The organism is Nocardia xishanensis NBRC 101358 (assembly GCF_001613365.1).
In the GTDB taxonomy this organism is placed as follows: Bacteria; Actinomycetota; Actinomycetes; order Mycobacteriales; family Mycobacteriaceae; genus Nocardia; species Nocardia xishanensis.
Genome location: NZ_BDCF01000047.1, coordinates 34,841 through 53,010, shown reverse-complemented (window position 1 = coordinate 53,010; position 18,170 = coordinate 34,841). Strand labels below are relative to the sequence as shown.

General features: G+C 70.0%; 15 protein-coding genes. 12 read left to right on the top strand and 3 right to left on the bottom strand.

From position 1 onward, the window contains the following. Nucleotides 1-243: 243 nt before the first annotated feature. The 4 genes from rplU to proB all read left to right on the top strand — a co-directional run bounded on the left by rplU (nt 244) and on the right by proB (nt 3,706). A complete protein-coding gene (gene rplU, locus NX1_RS27710; protein WP_068065454.1) occupies nt 244-555 on the top strand; it encodes a 50S ribosomal protein L21 in 312 nt (103 codons plus the stop codon). A 22-nt stretch (nt 556-577) separates the two neighbouring features. Further along, the gene (rpmA, locus tag NX1_RS27705) at nt 578-844 is read left to right on the top strand and encodes a 50S ribosomal protein L27 (protein ID WP_068065451.1); all 267 of its coding nucleotides are present in this window, start codon (nt 578-580) and stop codon (nt 842-844) included. A gap of 143 nt (nt 845-987) precedes the next feature. Beyond that, the gene (gene obgE, locus NX1_RS27700) at nt 988-2,448 is read left to right on the top strand and encodes a GTPase ObgE (protein WP_068065448.1); all 1,461 of its coding nucleotides are present in this window, start codon (nt 988-990) and stop codon (nt 2,446-2,448) included. 142 nt (nt 2,449-2,590) lie between these two features. Next, entirely contained in the window at nt 2,591-3,706 is a 1,116-nt protein-coding gene (proB, locus tag NX1_RS27695; RefSeq protein WP_068065501.1) for a glutamate 5-kinase, read from the top strand. 620 nt (nt 3,707-4,326) lie between these two features. On the opposite strand, the gene NX1_RS27690 is transcribed toward proB, so the two are convergent. The 3 genes from NX1_RS27690 to NX1_RS27680 form a co-directional block, all read right to left on the bottom strand. Continuing rightward, nucleotides 4,327-5,760, bottom strand: coding sequence for a hypothetical protein (locus tag NX1_RS27690; RefSeq protein ID WP_068065445.1), 1,434 nt, complete (start codon nt 5,758-5,760; stop codon nt 4,327-4,329). After that, nucleotides 5,757-6,131, bottom strand: a complete 375-nt coding sequence (locus NX1_RS27685; RefSeq protein ID WP_068065442.1) for a hypothetical protein — start codon at nt 6,129-6,131, stop codon at nt 5,757-5,759. The genes NX1_RS27690 and NX1_RS27685 overlap by 4 nt, the downstream gene beginning before the upstream one ends. A gap of 147 nt (nt 6,132-6,278) precedes the next feature. Further along, on the bottom strand, nt 6,279-6,992 hold the full coding sequence (locus tag NX1_RS27680) for an ESX secretion-associated protein EspG (RefSeq protein WP_068065439.1): 714 nt from the start codon (nt 6,990-6,992) through the stop codon (nt 6,279-6,281). Between the two features lie 219 nt (nt 6,993-7,211). On the opposite strand from NX1_RS27680, the gene NX1_RS27675 reads away from it, so the two are divergent. From NX1_RS27675 to NX1_RS27640, 8 genes are read left to right on the top strand one after another with little or no spacing between them, the layout of a single operon-like run. Then, the gene (locus NX1_RS27675; RefSeq protein WP_068065436.1) at nt 7,212-9,923 is read left to right on the top strand and encodes a phosphoenolpyruvate synthase; all 2,712 of its coding nucleotides are present in this window, start codon (nt 7,212-7,214) and stop codon (nt 9,921-9,923) included. A gap of 16 nt (nt 9,924-9,939) precedes the next feature. Beyond that, on the top strand, nt 9,940-13,359 hold the full coding sequence (locus NX1_RS27670) for an AMP-binding protein (RefSeq protein WP_245668706.1): 3,420 nt from the start codon (nt 9,940-9,942) through the stop codon (nt 13,357-13,359). Further along, complete coding sequence (locus tag NX1_RS27665; RefSeq protein ID WP_068065431.1) at nt 13,356-13,622, top strand: acyl carrier protein; 267 nt, start codon at nt 13,356-13,358, stop codon at nt 13,620-13,622. The genes NX1_RS27670 and NX1_RS27665 overlap by 4 nt, the downstream gene beginning before the upstream one ends. Then, a complete protein-coding gene (locus tag NX1_RS27660) occupies nt 13,615-14,706 on the top strand; it encodes an SDR family oxidoreductase (protein WP_068065428.1) in 1,092 nt (363 codons plus the stop codon). The genes NX1_RS27665 and NX1_RS27660 overlap by 8 nt, the downstream gene beginning before the upstream one ends. Beyond that, on the top strand, nt 14,703-15,635 hold the full coding sequence (locus NX1_RS27655; RefSeq protein WP_245668705.1) for a nucleoside-diphosphate kinase: 933 nt from the start codon (nt 14,703-14,705) through the stop codon (nt 15,633-15,635). Before NX1_RS27660 ends, NX1_RS27655 begins: the two co-directional genes overlap by 4 nt. Continuing rightward, a complete protein-coding gene (locus NX1_RS27650) occupies nt 15,632-16,618 on the top strand; it encodes a ScbA/BarX family gamma-butyrolactone biosynthesis protein (RefSeq protein ID WP_245668704.1) in 987 nt (328 codons plus the stop codon). Before NX1_RS27655 ends, NX1_RS27650 begins: the two co-directional genes overlap by 4 nt. Next, nucleotides 16,615-17,235: a nitroreductase family protein gene (locus tag NX1_RS27645; protein ID WP_068065422.1), complete on the top strand. Its 621-nt coding sequence runs from the start codon at nt 16,615-16,617 to the stop codon at nt 17,233-17,235. The genes NX1_RS27650 and NX1_RS27645 overlap by 4 nt, the downstream gene beginning before the upstream one ends. Continuing rightward, the gene (locus tag NX1_RS27640) at nt 17,232-18,167 is read left to right on the top strand and encodes a UbiA prenyltransferase family protein (RefSeq protein ID WP_068065419.1); all 936 of its coding nucleotides are present in this window, start codon (nt 17,232-17,234) and stop codon (nt 18,165-18,167) included. The genes NX1_RS27645 and NX1_RS27640 overlap by 4 nt, the downstream gene beginning before the upstream one ends. Nucleotides 18,168-18,170 lie beyond the last annotated feature (3 nt).

Below are 18,170 nucleotides of genomic sequence, written 5' to 3'. Positions count from 1 at the left end.
CGGGCGTCGGGCAGCTCGGGAAAATGCGGCCCTGACGGGGTAGCCGAGTGATCGCCGACCGCCGAATTGGGTCGTAGACCGGGGGTCTGGTAGCCTTGGACGGTCGCTGCCTGGCGATGCGCCCGAAGCTGTTGAACACAGCGAGGTATGCGCCCCCGTGCAGCAACCAGCCAAGACAATTCACGTCACGACCTGTGGCGTGAGTGAAGCACGAGAAGACAATCGAGTGGAGGAAGCCGACCGATGGCAACGTACGCGATCGTCAAGACCGGCGGAAAGCAGTACAAGGTCGCGGTCGGTGACCTGGTGAAGGTCGAAAAGATCGAGGGTGCGCCGGGTTCCGCCGTCGAGCTCTCGCCCGTCCTCGTGGTGGACGGCGCCGAACTGACCACCGACGCGGCCAAGCTGGCCGAGCGTTCGGTGACCGCGGAGCTGGTCGAGCAGACCAAGGGCCCCAAGATCCGCATCCACAAGTTCAAGAACAAGACCGGCTACCACAAGCGCCAGGGTCACCGTCAGCCGCTGACGGTCCTGAAGGTCACCGGCATCAAGTAAGACATCCCGAGGAGACTCAGCTATGGCACACAAGAAGGGCGCGTCCAGCTCCCGGAACGGACGCGATTCCAACGCCCAGCGACTCGGCGTCAAGCGCTTCGGCGGCCAGACCGTCAAGGCTGGCGAGATCCTGGTGCGTCAGCGTGGCACCCACTTCCACCCCGGCGTGAACGTCGGTCGCGGCGGTGACGACACCCTGTTCGCCCTCGAGGCGGGCGCGGTCCAGTTCGGCACCAAGCGTGGCCGCAAGACCGTCAACATCGTCGTCCCGGAGCCGGTTCAGGCCTGACCGCCTAGCCGATCCAGACAAAAGCCGAGCGGGTCAGGGTACGTCACCCTGACCCGCTTTTCGCGTTCTCGTGGCGGCGACCGCCGAAGAATCAGCGCGAGCCCTCGAAGAACGACCAGCCCAGAAGGAGGATGATTCGACTCATGTCGAAATTCATCGACCGTGTCGTGCTGCACGTGCGTGCCGGAAAGGGCGGTCATGGGTGCGCGTCGGTGCACCGCGAGAAGTTCAAGCCGCTCGGCGGACCGGACGGCGGTAACGGCGGTAACGGCGGCGACGTCGTCCTCGAGGTCGACGGGAACGTGCACACCCTGCTGGACTTCCACTTCCACCCGCACGCCAAGGCGGGCAACGGCAAGCCGGGCGAGGGCGGCAACCGGGACGGCAAGACCGGCGGCGATCTGCTGCTGAAGGTGCCGGACGGCACCGTCGTACTGGACGAGGACGGTGAGATCCTGGCCGACCTGGTCGGCGTCGGCAATCGTTACGTCGCCGCCCGTGGCGGACGCGGCGGGCTCGGCAACGCCTCGCTGGCCTCCAAGGCGCGCAAGGCGCCCGGCTTCGCGCTGCTCGGCGAGGACGGTGAGGAACGCGAACTCGTCCTGGAACTGAAGTCGGTCGCCGACGTCGGTCTGGTCGGCTTCCCGTCGGCGGGCAAGTCCTCGCTGGTCTCGGTGCTCTCCGCGGCCAAGCCGAAGATCGCCGACTACCCGTTCACCACGCTCGTGCCGAACCTCGGCGTGGTGGCCAGCGGCGACACCACCTTCACCATCGCCGACGTGCCCGGCCTGATCCCCGGCGCCAGCGAAGGCCGCGGCCTCGGCCTCGACTTCCTGCGCCACTTGGAGCGTTGCGCGGTGCTCGCGCACGTCGTCGACTGCGCGACCCTGGAACCCGGCCGCGACCCCGTCTCCGACGTCGACGCGCTCGAGGCCGAGCTGGCCGCGTACAAGCCCGCGCTCGCCGCCGACGCCGGTCTCGGTGATCTGGCCGATCGTCCCCGCGTGGTGATCCTGAACAAGACCGACGTCCCCGACGCCGCCGAGCTGGCCGAAATGGTCACGGCCGAGTTCGCCGAGCGTGGTTGGCCGGTCTTCGAGATCTCCGCCGTGAGCCGAGCTGGCTTGCGCCCCTTGACCTTCGCGCTCGCCGACCTGGTGCGCGAATACCGTGAGGCGCACCCGAAGGCCGCGCCCAAGCGTCCGGTGATCCGGCCGATCGCGGTGGACGAGTCCGGCTTCAGCGTGATCGCCGATCCCGACGAGCCGGGCGGCTTCATCGTGCGCGGCGCGCGACCAGAGCGCTGGGTGCGACAGACCCAGTTCGACAACGACGAGGCCGTCGGCTACCTGGCCGACCGGCTGGCCCGCCTCGGCGTCGAGGACGAGCTGGTGCGCCTCGGCGCCGAACCGGGCGCCCCGGTCACCATCGGCGACGTCAGCTTCGACTGGGAGCCGCAGATCTCGGCGGGCATCGACCGGGTTCCCACCGGCCGCGGCACCGATGTTCGTTTGGAGCAGAGCGACCGGGTCAGCGCCGCCGAGCGCAAGCACGCCTCCCGGGTGCGTCGCGGCCTGGTCACGGAGGACGAGGACCGGTCGTGAGAAGTGCCGCCACCGAACGGTTTCGAACCTCTGGTGGCGGCATTTCCCGGGAACGGCCGATGTGGCAGGCCGGGTAGTTCTTTCGGTTGCGGTACAGGGGAGTTCAGTTGTGACGCAGGTGAATTCGGAGCTAGCGGACGCGGTGTCGCCCGGCGGGCTCAGTGAGGCGCGGCAGGCGATCGCCGCGGCGCGCAGTGTCGTGGTGAAGATCGGGTCGTCGGCCTTGACCAGCCTGAAAGGCGGTCTGGACACGACGCGGCTCGATCGTCTCGCCGATGCGGTCGAGGCACGCATGCGCGCGGGATCGGACGTCGTCGTCGTCTCGTCCGGCGCCATTGGCGCGGGTATCGCTCCGCTCGGGTTGTCCAGTCGCCCAAGGGATCTGGCGACAAAGCAGGCGGCGGCCAGCGTCGGCCAGCTGGCGCTGGCGCACGCGTGGGGCACCTCCTTCGCCCGCTACGGCCGCACGGTCGGGCAGGTGTTGCTCAGCGCCGACGATTTCTCCCGCCGCGAGCACCACCGCAACGCCCAGCGCACCCTGGACCGGCTGCGCTCGCTCGGCGCGGTCGCGGTGGTGAACGAGAACGACACCGTCGCCACCGAAGAGATCCGATTCGGCGACAACGATCGGCTCGCGGCGCTCGTCGCACACCTGGTCGGCGCCGACGCCCTGATCCTGCTCTCCGACGTGGAGGGCCTCTACGACGGCGATCCCCGCAAGGGCGCCGCCAATTTCATTCCCGAGGTGCGCAGCAGCGCGGATCTGGACGGCGTCATCGCGGGAAGCGGTGGCGCGCTCGGCACCGGCGGCATGGCCTCCAAGCTCTCCGCCGCGCGGCTGGCCGCCGACGCGGGCGTCCCCGTCCTGCTCGCCGCCGCCGAGGAGGCCGCCACCGCGCTCGCCTCCGGCACCGTCGGCACCGCCTTCGCCGCGCGTCCGGTCCGCCTGTCGGCCCGCAAGTTCTGGGTCCGGCACGCGGCCGACAGCCGCGGCGCCCTCGTCCTCGACGAAGGCGCCGTGCAGGCCGTCGCCCACCGCCGTCGCTCCCTGCTCGCCGCTGGCATCACGGCCGTCCGCGGTCGCTTCTACGGCGGCGACGTGGTCGACCTCCTCGCGCCCGACCACCGCCTGATCGCCCGCGGGGTCGTCGAATACGACAGCACCGAACTCTCCACCATGCTCGGCCGCTCCACCACCGAACTCCCGGACACCATGCAGCGCCCGGTAATCCACGCCGACGACTTGGTCAAAGCCTGACCCCAGGCCAACATACGGCGCGTATTCCGCACACACCCACCGGCTGCGCGAGGGGGCCGAGCGCTCCCTGGCACCATGCGAAATTTTCTGCGCCACAGAGCAATCCAGCGCCGCACCGGCACTGCCGTCAGTGCCATGTGCACGTCGCATACCTTGTGAACTCCTCGCAGCGATCGTGGAGCCTGCGAGGAGTGCGAGGGGCCTGCGAGGCGTACGAGCGGCGCGCGACACCACGCGGAAGCGCTGCGGCGCAACATGTTCGGCGCCCGGTTGGTGCTCGGTGGCGGTTTGCCATGTAGGACCGTATGAAACGCGTACGCCGCAGCAACCGGCCGTCGCGGTGGGCAGGTACTGCCTGCTGGCGCCACGTGCAGCTCGCTTACCTTCTGCGCTCCTCGCACGGGGTGTGCCGTGCGCGCGGAGTGCGAAAGGTATGCGAGGAGTGTCAGCGGTGCGCGCAACCGCGCGAAAGCCGCTGCGTCGCGGCACCAGGCGCCGCGTTGGTGCCGCTGCCCGTAGTGCCACGTGAGCTCGCATATCCTGCGCGCTCCTCGCAGGGGTTGTGGCCGGTGCGAGGAGTGCGAAGGTACGCGACGGCTCTCGGGTGCCGGGTCGGTGCGTTAGCTGGTTGTGCCGGATCGGGGGACTACGCCGGGTTGGTCGGTGTTGGCGGAGCCCTGGTTTTGGGCGTCCGGGATTGGGCCGGTGACGCCGGGCTGGCCGCCCAGGTCGGGTAGCGGCTGGGTTTCGCCGGATGGCGGGGCCGGTGCCGGCGGGGGTGGAGCTTCGTGAGCGGGTGGTGGCGCGGGAATCTCCTGGGGTGGCGGGGGCGCCGGGGCCTGTGGGGTAGGCGGTGGTGTGTCCAGGGTCGGGGGTGCCTGGGGGGATGGCGGCGCGGGGGTGTCCTGAGGTGGAGGTTGCACCTGCTGCGGTGGCGGTGCCGGGGCCTGTTGGGTAGGCGGCGGTGCGTCCAGGGTCGGCGGCGCCTGGGCAGTCGGCGGTGCCGGGGCTTCCTGGGTAGGAGTCGGTACGTCTCGAGTAGGCGGCTCGTGGATGGGCGGCGGCACGGGGGCATCCTGGGTCGGCGGTGGTGCCGGAGCCTCTTGCGTAGGTGATGGTGTGTTCTCGGTCGGCGGTGCCGGGGTGTCCTGAGTTGGTGGTGCCTGGCTCGGCGGCGGTGCCGGAGCTTCTTGTGTAGGCGACGGCACGCTCTGGGTCGGCGGTGCGGGGGTGCCTTGGGTCGGCGGCGGTGCCTCCGTGGTCGGTGCCTCCGTGGTCGGTGGCGCCGGGGTCTCGTGAGTCGGTGGCTGGATGTCCTGGGAAGGGGGTGCCTCGGGTGTCGGGGTCCGCGATTCCGGCGACGACGGATCGGGTGCCGAATCGATGGGCGGTTCGGACTGCGAATCCGATTCCGGCGGAACGCTTTCCGTCCCTTCCGGGGACTCCTTGCCCGGCGCTCGGTGCCCCGTCGACCCGTTCGACGACTGCGGGATCACCCCGGCGTCCGGAATACCCGGCAGCACAGGAGGTTCCGGCAACGCGGGGACGCCGTTGCCCGCCATCGTGTAGGCGGGCTTGTACACCATGTTCATCGCGAGCACGGCTTCTTGACGCAGCGCTTCCTGCGCCATCTGCGCGTCGATGACGTTCGCCGCCTCGAGCAGTTGCGCGATGGCGCCGATCGGCCCTGAGCTGCCGGGCGGCACGACGGCCAGCTTGACCGCTTCGGCCGCCGCCGCGACGCCGCCGAGCCGCGCGCCGACCTGTCCCATGACGGCGCTGAGTTCGTCGACGGAGGCGGCGAAGCCGCGGGTGCTCGCGTAGGCGGCGTTGGCGGCGGCGCCTTCCCATTCCATGCCGTTCATGACCCGGTCGGCGCCGCCGCGGGTGAGCGGCATCGACGTGGCCAGCGCGGCGGCGACCTCGAGCCAGGTGACCGAGGCGCGCAGGATCTCGCCCGCGTCGATCTGCTGGGTCTTGGCGTAGATCTCCTCGTGCGGCATCGACTCGAAGTGCTCCATCGAGTTGATGTAGGTGGGGTCGGTGCCGGTCATCGGGGCAGCCTCGTTTCCACCGCGCGCAGCGCGGCCGCGTTGGCGGCGTCGGCTTCTTCGTAGAGTCCGGCGCTGATCAGGAACGCTTCCTTCATGCGGTAGGCGGCCTCGATGTAATGGTCGAGCAGTGCCGCCGCGTCGCGCGCTTTGTGCCCGAAGCCGGCCTGCAATTGCTGCGCGGAGACGAAGCCGCCGAATCCCTTTAGTTCGGCTACGGATTCGAGCCGCTGCTGCAAATAAATCAGCCGGTCGGCCTGGTTGTCGTACATCTCGGCGCACCGCCGCGCGGCGTCCGGATCGAACTTGACGGTGCCTGCCTGCGCTTCCTGCTTGAACCGCGCTATATCGGCTCGGCTGGTCTCGATCGTCATGCGCACCCCCGTTGATCGGTCGGTCCGCCTAAGCCTAATGGGTGCCGCCGGACGGAGTCCGTCGAAAGCGTGCGCGTGGCAGAAGCGGAGGCAAGGTACGCCTGATATGCACTGGGCTGGACGGAATCCGCCGAAAGTTCGCGCCGCTCAACGTGCCTGAGCCGGAATGCGTTTCTGCAATTGTGCGGCGACTTGCTCGGGCGAGGCGGGCACGATGTGCACCGTGTCGCCCGCCTTGATCAGGTAACGCCCGTCGCCCTGCACATCGATCCAGGTGTAGTGGATCGCGGGGACCGGTTCGTCACGATCCAGCCGCGCTTCGATGCGCAGGTGTCCCTCGGCGGTGTGCGGTTTGAGCAGCAGCCTGCGGATGAGGGGCGCGGCGGGTTGGGCGGCGATGACGGTCTCGGTGTCGCGGACCGCGGCGGCGGCGGCCGCACGGGCGGGTTCACGCCCGGCGGGCGTTCTCGGCAGCAGCGTGGCGATGCGGCTGCCCAGCTTGCTCGCGTGCCCGATCGAGATGCGCACGCGACCGCCGAAATCGGGTCGGGTGCCGGGCTCCTGGATGGCGAGCACCGCGCGGTCGTACACCGCGCATGCCAGCAGTCGCAGCTCGCTGTTCGGGGTGTGTGCGCCGCCGATGGCCACGATCCTGGTGTGTGGTTCGGCGAGGATCCGCAAGCAGGCCGACAGGTCCGGGTCGGCGCCGAGCGGCAGGCGCTGGTTCAGCTGGGCGCGCAGCGCCTCGGCCTCGTGCTCGGTGCGCGGCGTCTCGAGGATGCGCAGCGGGTACGGGTGACGATCCACCTCTGTTTCTCGCCATATGTGGGCGAACTCGTCCGGGGTGAACGTCCAACCCACGCCGAATCACTCCTCACCGAACCCACCGAACTGCCCGCAGCATATCGGTGTCACGCACCGCGCGACGAACTGTTCGGGAACTGGTACCACTGGATCAGGGGCTAACGCCGAGCCGGAAAACCGGATATATCCAGACGAACCCTTGGTTTTCGCGCGGCCGATCGTGGGCCCGGGGCGCCCGGCTCCGGCGCGTCGATCAGGGGCGATGGGAGAGATGCCGTGCAGGTACTCGGGCCGTGGGACGAACTGGCGAAGATCGCCGCGCTGGGGGGCGGTAAGGCGCGCGGATTGCACACCGTACAGAACAGCGGTTTCCGCGTTCCGGACTGGGTGGCGCTCGGCACCGACGCGTTCGCGCGCTTCCTCGCCGAACACGAACTGGCCGAACGGTTTTCCGCGATCGGTGCGGCGGACGACCTGGATCGCGCGCTGGCGCTCGGCGCCGAACTGCGCGCGGCGATCGGTTCCGCGCCGCTGCCCTCCGACCTGCGGGAACTCATCGCCGACGGGTACGCGAGAATCGGCGGCGGACCGGTCGCGGTGCGTTCCTCGACGGTCGCCGAGGACGGCGCCGAGCACTCCTACGCGGGTCAGTTCGACTCCTTCCTCAACGTCAACGGGATCGAAGCGGTGGCCGGCCGGGTGCGGGACTGCTGGGCGTCCGCCTTCTCCGAGCGGTCGATACGGTACGCCTCCGCGCGGTCGCGTCCGGTCGGTGGCGCGCCGGGCGTTGTACTGCAACGTCTGGTGTCCGCGCGGGCCAGCGGTGTGCTGTTCACCGCGAATCCCAGCACCGGCGTGCCGGGAGAACTGCTGATCAGCGCGGTGTACGGCCTCGGCGAGGGCTTGGTGTCCGGCGCGGTGGACGCGGACACGGTCACCGTCGAGAAGGCGACCGGCGCCGTGCTCGACACGATCATCGGCGACAAGGACAGCAGCTACACCCCCGCCGCGGAGCAGGGGTGCGAGGCCGGCGAGGTGGCGGCGGCGCTGCGCGAGCGCGCCGTGCTCACCGGCGCCGAGATCGCCGAGCTGGCGGAGCTGGGCCGTAAGCTCGAAATCATCTGCGGCGCACCGCAGGACATCGAGTGGGCGCTTGACGACGTCGGCCTGTGGGTGCTTCAGTCCCGCCCGATCACCACCGAACCGAAACCCGCGAACGCACCGCTGCGCGGCGCCGGTGAGACCCTCGCGCCCGGCGAACTCCGAATCTGGGACAACTCGAACATCATCGAGAGTTTCAGCGGCATCACCTCCCCGCTGACCTACACCACCGCGGCGGGCATCTACGGCCGCGTATACCGCGGCTATGCCGCCTCGTTGCGCGTGCCGCGCGACCAGCTGCGGCAAACCGACGCGTGGACTCCGGTGCTGCTCGGTTACTTTCACGGCCGGGTCTACTACAACCTGCTGCACTGGTACCGGATGGTTGGCATCGCGCCGGGCTACCCGCTCAACCGCCGGGTGCTGGAGGCCGCGCTCGGCGTAGCCGAGCCGCTCGCGGACGACATCGCGAAAAACTTGCGTCCCTTCGTCTTCCACAACCCGCTGGCGCGCCTGCGATCCCGCACGGTGACGACGGTGACCTATCTGCGGCGGCTGTTCGGCATCGACGCCATGGTCGAGGACTTTCGCACCGAGTTCTACCGCGTCTACGACGAATACGACGGACTCGACTACGCGTCGCTGTCCGGCGCGGAAGCCTATGCCGCCTATCGCGAAGTCGATCGTGATCTCGTCGAGCGCTGGGGTCCGCTGATGGTGCTCGACGCGATCCTGCTGACCTGCACCGGCCTGCTCTACGCGCTGACCAAGGCGCTGCTGCCGAAGGCGCCCGAGTGGTTCCTGTACGCGGTCGTCGGGCCCGGCGCCGACGTCGAATCGGCCGAGCCGGCCCGCGCGATGACCGCGTTGGCCAGGACGGTGGACGCGGATCGGGAACTGACCGCGCTGGTGCGGTCGACCCCGCCGGATCGGCTGTTCGCCGCACTGGCCGATCACCCGGATTTCCGCGCCGAGGTCGACGCGTACCTGGACCGCTACGGCTACCGCAGCCTGGACGAGCTGAAGCTGGAGACACCGGATCTACGTGAGGACCCGTCGGGCTTGTTCGTCATGCTGCGCAGCGCGCTCGGCCGGGTGCACGAGGCCGTCGCGCCGTCCGATCGGCGCGACGAGGCCGAGGCCTATCTCGACGCCCATCTGAGTGGCGCGCGCCGCCGCGTCTACGAGCGCTTGCGGGCCAAGGTGTCGCGGTGCGCCGCCCACCGCGAGCGGCTGCGGTTCTGCCGCACCAGGGCCTTCGGCATGGTGAAGCGGATGATCCGGGCGATGGGCCGTGACTTGGCCGAACGCGGCGTGCTCGACGAGTTCGCCGATGTGTTCTACCTGACGGTGGACGAACTGCGCGGCTGCTACGAGGGCGACGACACCGGCCCGTTGCGCGCGCTGGTCGCCGCGCGCAAGGCGCAGTGCGCCGCGGACGCCGAGCTGGTCGCACCCGCCCGCTTCGTCACCAGGGGCGGCGCGTTCGGGCGGGCGGAACTGGCCGCGCAAGGCTGGGTGCCGGTCCGCGAGATGCCCGCGGCGACCGTGGGCACCGTGCTCGGCGGCACGCCATCGGCGGCGGGGATCGTCGAGGGCGAGGCGGTGGTCGTCGGCGAGCCGAGCGACTTCGCGGGCGGCATCCTGGTGGCCTACCGGACCGACCCGGGTTGGGTCGCGGCGCTGCCCTCGGCGTCGGCGCTGGTGATCGAGCGCGGCAGCCCGCTGACCCACGTGGCGATCGTGGCGCGCGAACTAGGGGTGCCGACGGTCGTCCAGGTCGCGGACGTCACGAAGAGAATACGGACCAGTATGCGAATTCGGGTGGACGGAACGGCCGGAACGGTTACTGTGCTGTCCGAAGGAGATCACCGCGATGGTACCTGACAAAGATGTTGCGGCCGTGCGAGATTGGCTCCTGCGACCGGCGCGGGAGACCGGCGTCCACTTCGCCGACGAGGCCGACGGCTGGGAATTCCGCAGCTACCACGAGCTGGCCGAGCAGTCGTGGTCCATCGCCGCGCTGATGCGCGAACACGGATTCGCCGGCGGCGAGGGCGCCTGCGTGATCATGCCCACCGGATTCGCCTGCGCCGCGGCTTTTTACGCCGTCTGGGCCTGCGGCGGTGTGTTCACGCCGATCGCGCCGCCCATGTTCGGCGATCTCGACCAGATCGTCGCGCACATCGCCGCCGTCCTCACCGCCGCCGAGCCGCGGCTGGTGGTCACCTCCCCGGAATTCGAGGACCTGGTGCGCCGGGCGGCGGTCGCGGCCGAGCGGACCGACGAGCCGCTGGTGATCGGCGCAAAGCTGCCGCAAGCGCCCGACCGGCGCGAATTGGGCGCGCCGGCCGACTGCGCGTTGTTGCAGTTCACGTCGGGTTCCACGGGCACGCCGCGCGGGGCGCGGGTCAGCTGGCGCAATCTGGCGAACAACATCGCCATGATCTCCCGGCTCATCGAGTGGCGTCCCGGCGAGGCGATGGTGTCGTGGCTGCCGCTCTACCACGACATGGGCTTGGTCGGCGCGTTCCTGACGACCGTCACGAACCAAGGCGACCTCTACCTGATGCGCCCGGACCAGTTCGTCCGCGACCCGTCCCGCTGGCTGCGCGCGATGGCCTCGGCCCAGCATTCGCCCTCGCCCTCGTTCGCCTTGGGCTATGTGGCGCACCGGGTGCGGCCGGAGGAGATCGCCGATCTGGACCTGTCCGGCTGGCGCACGCTTGCCGTCGGCTCGGAGCCGGTGGAGGTGGCCGACCTGCAAGCGTTCGCCGAGCTCACCGGCCCCCGCGGCTTCTCGATGGACGCCTACACGCTCGCCTATGGCCTCGCCGAGGCCACGCTCATGGTGACCTCATCGGCGCGCCGACGGCCGATCACCGCGCTGCGCCTCGACACGCCGAATCTGCGCTTCGGCCAACCCATTCGAGTGCTGGCGGAATCGAAGCTGGACGACGTACACCGGGTCGAGGGCGCGGGCTGGATCACCGGCCTGGGGTTTTCGACACCGGAATCGACCGTCCGCGCCGTTGACGAGGCCGGGCGCGAGCTGCCCGATGGGGTGCTCGGCGAACTCGTGGTCGTCGGCGATTCGGTGGCCATGGGCTACACGGGCAACGACGGCGGCGCGACCCGGATCCTGGACGGCGAGCTCTATACCGGCGACGCCGGTTTCCTCTACCACGGTGAAGTTTTCGTACTCGGCAGGATGGGCACCAGCCTCAAGGTGCGCGGTCGCTCGGTGTTCATGGAAGACGTCGAATCCCGCGTCGCCAGGGAAACCGGCATCACCAAGGGCAAACTTGCTGCCGTGGCGCTCACCGATCGGGGGTCACCCGGCATCGCGTTGTTCGCCGAAGCGCCGTCCGGTGAATGGATCGCCCAGGCTCGCAGAGTGATTCGCGGTGAACTCGGCCCCGCCGCCGCGATCACCATCGTCACGGGCCCGCGCGGCACGATCCATCGCACCTCCAGCGGAAAGCCACGCCGCCGCCACCTGTGGCGGATGCTCCAGGACGGCGCGCTTGCCGGGGTCGAGGTCCACGAGGCAGACGGAACCACGGGATCCCGCACCGGGCCATCGGCGATTTCCGCCGCGCCCACCCTGCCGGTGGAGCGAGTGCGGCAGCTGCTCGCTTCCGCGCTGGAAAGCATTGCGCTGCCCAATGATTCGTCGGTCCTCTTCGAGGGCTCGCTGGCCGAAGGCTTCGGCAACGAAGGCTCCGACGTGGATTTCCTCGCGGTCGTCCCGGGAGCCGATGACCTGCCGACCCTGCCGACGGTCCTGTTCATCGACGGTCGCCGCGTCGAGGTGCGCACCCGCTCGGTGGCACAGCTGCGACGCCAGCTCGAAGAGGCGGCGGCGGGCGATCCGGCCGGGCTGGACGAGGACCTGCTCAACCGCTGCCAGCGTTTCCTGCGCGCCACGGTGGTCCGGCCCGGTTCGGTGGACCTCGACACGCTGCGCGCGCTCCTTCCGCACGACGACTTCCGAATCCGGATGGCGGACTGGTGGACCGCCCGCGCGGTGCATGCGCTGCGCTACGCGGTGGCGCTGCGTACGCTGCGCGCGTCCGACGAGGCCGGTGAATGGGCCCGCGACGGACTGCTCCAGGCGGTCAAGGGCTGGGCCGCCCGCCGTGGCGAGACCTACCTCGAAACCAAATGGCTGCCAAGCCAACTCGACCGGATCGGCGCTCACGACGTCATCGACCGCTACCGGAAGCTGACCGATCGGGCCGCGTGGCCGGAAGCGGACGGTGGGATTCACTGCGATCCGTCGACCAACGGCCGCCGTCCCCGGACCGAAGACGTCATCTGGCAAGGACTCTGGGAGCTGGTCACCGATCTCGGCATCGAACGATCCGACGACCCGCACCGCATCCTTTTCGCCCGCCGCCCCGGCGTGACCACGTGGACCATCGGCGGCCGGGTGCACGTCGTCCGCGACGATCGCGACGTCTTCGCGCTCTCCGACGACGCCGCCCGCGCTTGGCGATCGGTGATCTTCAAGCATTCCCTGCGCGACGTCCTCGCCCGTGCCCCACGCGACATCGCCACGGAACTGGCGGAATTCGTGCGGCTCGGCTTGGTCGGGTTGCAATGGCGTGGCGCGGCCCCGATCGAACCCGCGCTCGCTATGTGCAAGCCCGTCGCGCCCTACACGCCGGTGCCGAGCGCGCACCGGCCGGCGCTCGGACTGACCGGCGCGGCCCGCGACGACGGAATCGCCACCCTCGCACCGCTGCCCGCACGGCGCTTCACCGAATGCGGGCTGCACCTGGTGTGGTCGAACATCGTGCTGGAGAACGCCAGGGAGGATCTGGCGGGCGCGGTGAAGAACGGTCAGGGTGGCGTCGCCGACATCGCCGCGCACCGTCTGGTCGCCATGGCGGTGCGGGTGTTGCTGTCCGCCTACGGCATTCATCCGCTGCCCGCCGACGTCGCTCCGTCGGCCACAGTCGCGCGCTCGGTGCCGCCGGGCGCACGGCGGCGCGCGGAGGTGCTGGCGCAGCTCGATGCCGCACGCCGGGTGCGGTTCTCGGAACTGTTGCGCGGCGGCGGAGACACGATGGCGGGACTCGCGATCCTCGACGATTTCGTGGCGTTGGTGCGCGAGGTCGCGGGCGGCGCCGACGCCGCGCTCGCCTTCCCCGCCTCGTTCGACTCGCGCGAACAGTGGCGGCGCACTCTGGCCATCGGCTACGACTGGCTGCGCCTGGCCGCCTACCTGAACACCGACCTGCCTCTCGACGAGGCCCGCGATCTGCTCACCACCGGTGGCCACCAGCCCCACCTCCGGGAAAGCGAACCCACATGACCGCCGCCGACACCGACCTTGCCGCCCGGGTGCGCCGCCTCGTCCAGACCATGGCGCCGCAACCGCCCGCCGACCTCGCCGACGAACACCGCCTCGTGGAGGATCTCGGCTTCGACTCGCTGCGGCTGATGGAGCTGACCGTGGTGCTGGAGCGGGCCTTCGAGCTACCGAGGCAACGTCCGGAGGACGTCGTCGGGGTGCGCCGGGTCGGCCAGGTCATCGCGCTGGTCGCGGGCGCACCACGGGGGAACGATCATGGGTGAGCGTGAGACCGTGCTGGTCACCGGCGCGACCGGCCTGGTGGGTGCCGAGGTGGTCGCCCGGCTCTCGGCCGCGAGCAGGCCGGTCGCCGCGGTGCTGCACAGCAACGCCGATATCGTCCGCAACGACGGCACGGTGCTGGAGGCGGGCACACCGGTGGCGGGCGACATCCGCCGCCCCGGCTTCGGCTTGTCCGCGCGCGACACGGCCGACCTGGCCGAGCGCGTCGGCATGATCGTGCACTGCGCGGCCACCACAGCATTCGACGCGCCCGCCGCCGACTACAACGAGCTCAACGTGCAGGGTGCCGTCCACGCGATCGCCATGGCACGCGAGTGGGACGTGCCGTTGGTGCACGTCAGCACCGCGTACGTGTGCGGGATGCGCGGCGGAACGGTCGCCGAGGACGAGCTCGATGTCGGCCAGTCGTTCGGAAACGAATACGAGCACAGCAAGTTCCGCGCCGAACTGCTGGTGCGCGCGGCGGGCGAACAGGGACTCCGGTGGGCGATCGTGCGGCCCGGCATCGTCACCGGCGCCGCGTCCACCGGGGAGATCCGCGAATACAAGAACCTGTATACCGTCGTGAAGCTGATGGTCGAGGGCAAGCTGCGGACCCTGCCCGGCCGCTACGATGCCACCCTCGCGCTGGCGCCGGTCGACCATGTGGCCGACGTGATCGCCGCGGCGGTACTGGATTTCGACTCGGCGAGCTTCCGCACGCTGCACGCGCTCGGTGGCGACGCGCTCTCGCTGCGCGAGGTGTCCGACGTGCTGGCCGAGTACCCGTCCTTCGAAGTGGCGACTTTCGTGCCGGAATCGACGTTCGCCGAAGAGGATCTGGATTCGGTGGAACGCGAATACTACCGGCGGATCGGCGCGCTCTACACCAGTTACTTCGTGCGCAGGCTCGACTTCGACACCACCCGCGCCGAAATACTGCTCGGCCGCCCCGCGCCGCCCACCGGCAAGGAGTACCTGCGCCTGCTGCTGGACTACTGCCTGGAATCCGGCTACCTGGGTGTCGCGCTGCCTTCGATCGACGAGGTGCTGGCCGCCAACGGTTTCGGCGGTGCGGCGCGATGACGGCGATGCCACTGGACCGGAGCGGCGCGTCGCTGCACGCGCTGCTCGCCGAGCTGACGCCCAGCGCGGCCAAGATCGACGCCTACGCGGACGACACGTACGTGCAGGAGGCCGTCGAACAACTCGAACGGCTCGGCATCGACCCCGTCGGCTTCGCCAGGCAGCATTCGCTGCTGCTGCTCAAGCCGGACGCGATCGTGGCGCGCGCCGTGGAGCCGACTCTGCAATGGCTGCCCGCCAACGGGTTCCGCGTCGTCGCCGCACACCGAATGCGCGTGAACCGGCACTTGGTGCGCGCGCTGTGGTACTTCGCGTGGAACATCGCATCGCCGGAGCGCAGGCGGCTGGCCGATCTGCTGATCGGCATCTCGGAGGTGCTGGTGCTGGTAGTGCACGGCGCCGACGACGAGCTGCCGGTGCCGATCCGGCTTACCGAGGCCAAGGGCGCCACCGATCCGCGCCAACGCAAGCCCGGCGAACTTCGCTACGTGCTCGGCAGGCACAACTTCCTGCTGAACCTGGTGCACACGCCCGACGACCCGGCCGATGTGCTGCGCGAACTGGCCGTGTACTTCGACGAGGACACCCGCGCGGATCTGCTCGGGCAGGCCGCGGCGCGGATGGACCGCACGGCGGCGGTCAGCGCGTTGGCCGCCGACCTGTACGCGCGGGTCCCGGTTCGCAGCTTCGACCGCGACGACGCGCTGCGCTCCGTCCTCGACGCGCTGCGCCGCGCCGGAATCGACGCGGGCCGAGCCGAAGACGCGGACGGCGCGCGGCTGCTGTATGCGGCGTGGTCCGCGGGCGCGCAGCTGGATCCGTGGTCGGTCCTGGTGCTCGGATCCTACGTGCTTCCGATGCGGGTCGGATCGCAGTCGCAGACGCTGCCGCCGGTGGCCGCGCGAGAATGGTTGGAGGGCCGATCGTGACAACGCACGCGGCAGTCGAGAAGACCGCCACGCACAACCGCACCATTCCGAAGCAACTGGCGCACCGCTGCGCGGTCTCGGAGGTGTTCGTCACCTCGCTGGACGCCACCGGGGCCGACGCCTTCCTGGTCGGCGCGCAACTACCACGCATGCACGCCTACTACGGTGACCACGCCGGATCTCTCGGCATGCGCCACGACCCGCTGGTGGTGATGGAGGCCGCTCGGCAGGCGGCGATCGCTGTGGCCCACGAGTTCTACGGCGTGCCAACGGATATGGCGTTCGTCGTGCGGACATTCAACGGCACCGGCTCGGACACCTCGGCGTGGGAGATCGGCATCGCACCCACCGATCTGGTGATGGAGGTGCGGGTACCGCGCAGGCACCACCGTGGCGAAGCATTGCAGGGCCTCGACATGGTGCTGGAGATCTCTTCCGGCGGCGAGCCGATGCTCACCGTGGACGGTTCGTTCTCCTGGACGACGCCGAGGCAGTGGGCCGCGCTGCGTGTTCAGTTCCGAGAGAGCTTGGGACTAGGGGCCTTTCACGGCGCATCCGCCCTCGGTGAGCGGGCCGAGGCTGCCGTGGTCGGGAGGGAGAACCGGCGCAACGTCGTCATCGCGCCCCCGGAGGCGGATGGTCGCGTCAGCCGTGCCGCTCTCGTCCCCGATCTGTCCCATCCATTCCTGTTCGATCATCAGCTCGACCACGTGCCTGGCAGCCTGTTGATCGAGGCGTGCAGGCAGACCGCGCTGAGCATGGTGCTGCGCGACCAGCCCCGATTGGTCTGTCTGGCAAGCACCTTCGACCGGTTCGTGGAACTGGATCTGCCCGCCGAGTGCGTCGCCGAGATCACCGAGCCCGGCCTCGACACCACCCTCGTGCACTGCGAGATCCGGCAGGCGGGCGCCGTCGCCGCCCGGCTCGACCTCGAATTCGACGCGGATGCCTTGGATTCCGAGCCGATCGGCGATTCCCGGTGAACGCCGCCGAACTGCTGCGGACGACCCGCGCGTTCCGCAGGCGGCTGGACCTCGCGCGTCCCGTCGACCGCTCCGAGCTGCTGGACTGCCTCGACACCGCCGTGCACGCGCCGAGCGGCACCAACCGGCAGCCGTGGCGCTTTCTCGTCGTCCAGGACCCGCGCACCCGGCAGCAGATCGCGGAGTACTACCGCAAGGGTTTCGCGGCCTACTTGTCCGCCCGCACCCCGCGGCCGGATCAGCTCGGCGACCTCGCCTCCGGCCGGTATCTGGCCGAACACCTGCACGAGGTGCCCGCGCTGGTGCTGGCGTGCTCGCTGGGCCGCCCGCCCGCGACCGGTTCGGCCCTGCACCTGGCCAGCTTCTACGGGTCGATCTATCCGGCGGTCTGGAATTTGCTTCTCGCACTGCACGATCGTGGTCTCGGCGGCACCGTGACCACCGCGCATCTGGCCTACGAGCGCGAGGTCGCCGAGCTTTTGGGCATTCCCTTCGACGAGGTCACGCAGGTCGCGCTGCTCCCGGTCGCGCACCTGCGGCCCGGACCGCCGAAGCAGGCCAGGCGCAGGCTGCCCGCGTGCGAGGTCACCGCGTGGGAGCGCTGGGGCGGGGCATGAGTAGCGAGGTGCGGGCGCCGAGCCCGCTCGAATCGGTACGGCGCCTCGCGCGCTTCACCGCCGTGATGTACAAGCCGCACTACCTGCTCTACGCCATCGTCTTCGTGCTGGCCTTGGAGGGGACGGCCGCCCTTGTCTCCCAACCGGAGACGCCGTGGCGGCCGAGCTCGGCCACCGTCCCGCGCATCGTTGTCGTCGCCCTCGTGCTGCTGTACCTGCGGATGGTCGACGAACAGAAGGATCTGGACTACGACCGGGTGCACCATCCGGACCGGCCCCTGGTCACGGGTGAGGTGAGCGCGGGCGAGCTGCGCGCGGCCATGGGCGTGCTCGCGGTCGGCGCGGTCGGTGCGAGTCTCGTCCTGGCGGCGGTCTCGGGCGTGGCGATAGCTGCGGTGTTGGCGTACGGGTTGTTCCTGTGGGCGGTGGAGCGGTGGTCGACGGCGGTGCGTACCGGCATCGTGCTCAATCTCGTTGTCACATATCCGATTCAGATTCTGATGGCTGGATACGTTCTCATCTCGGCGATCGGCACCGGGGAGGTCGCTGCCCGCTGGCAGGCGGTCGCCGTCGTGGCGGTGTTCGCGGGTGCGTTCCTGCATTTCGAGTTCGCCCGCAAGACCGCGCGGGAACGGCGTCCGGGCGAGCACCTGTACTCGAATCGGCTAGGGGTCATGGGTTGTGTGGTCGCGATCCTCGGGTTCGCCGACCTCGCGGTGGCGGTCGACCTGGTGCTGGTCCGGCCGTGGGAGCGCAGCGGGGCACAAGCCGTCGTGGCCTGGATTCCCGTGGCGCTCTTGGCGATCCCGGTGTGCGGGGAATGGCGGTTCCTGCGTTCGAACGAGCCGGAGCATCCGGTCCTGCCCGCCGTCGCCTTCGTGTTCGCCCTCTACCTGGCGCTCATCGCGCAGGCGGTGGTCTGCACGACCTGAGCG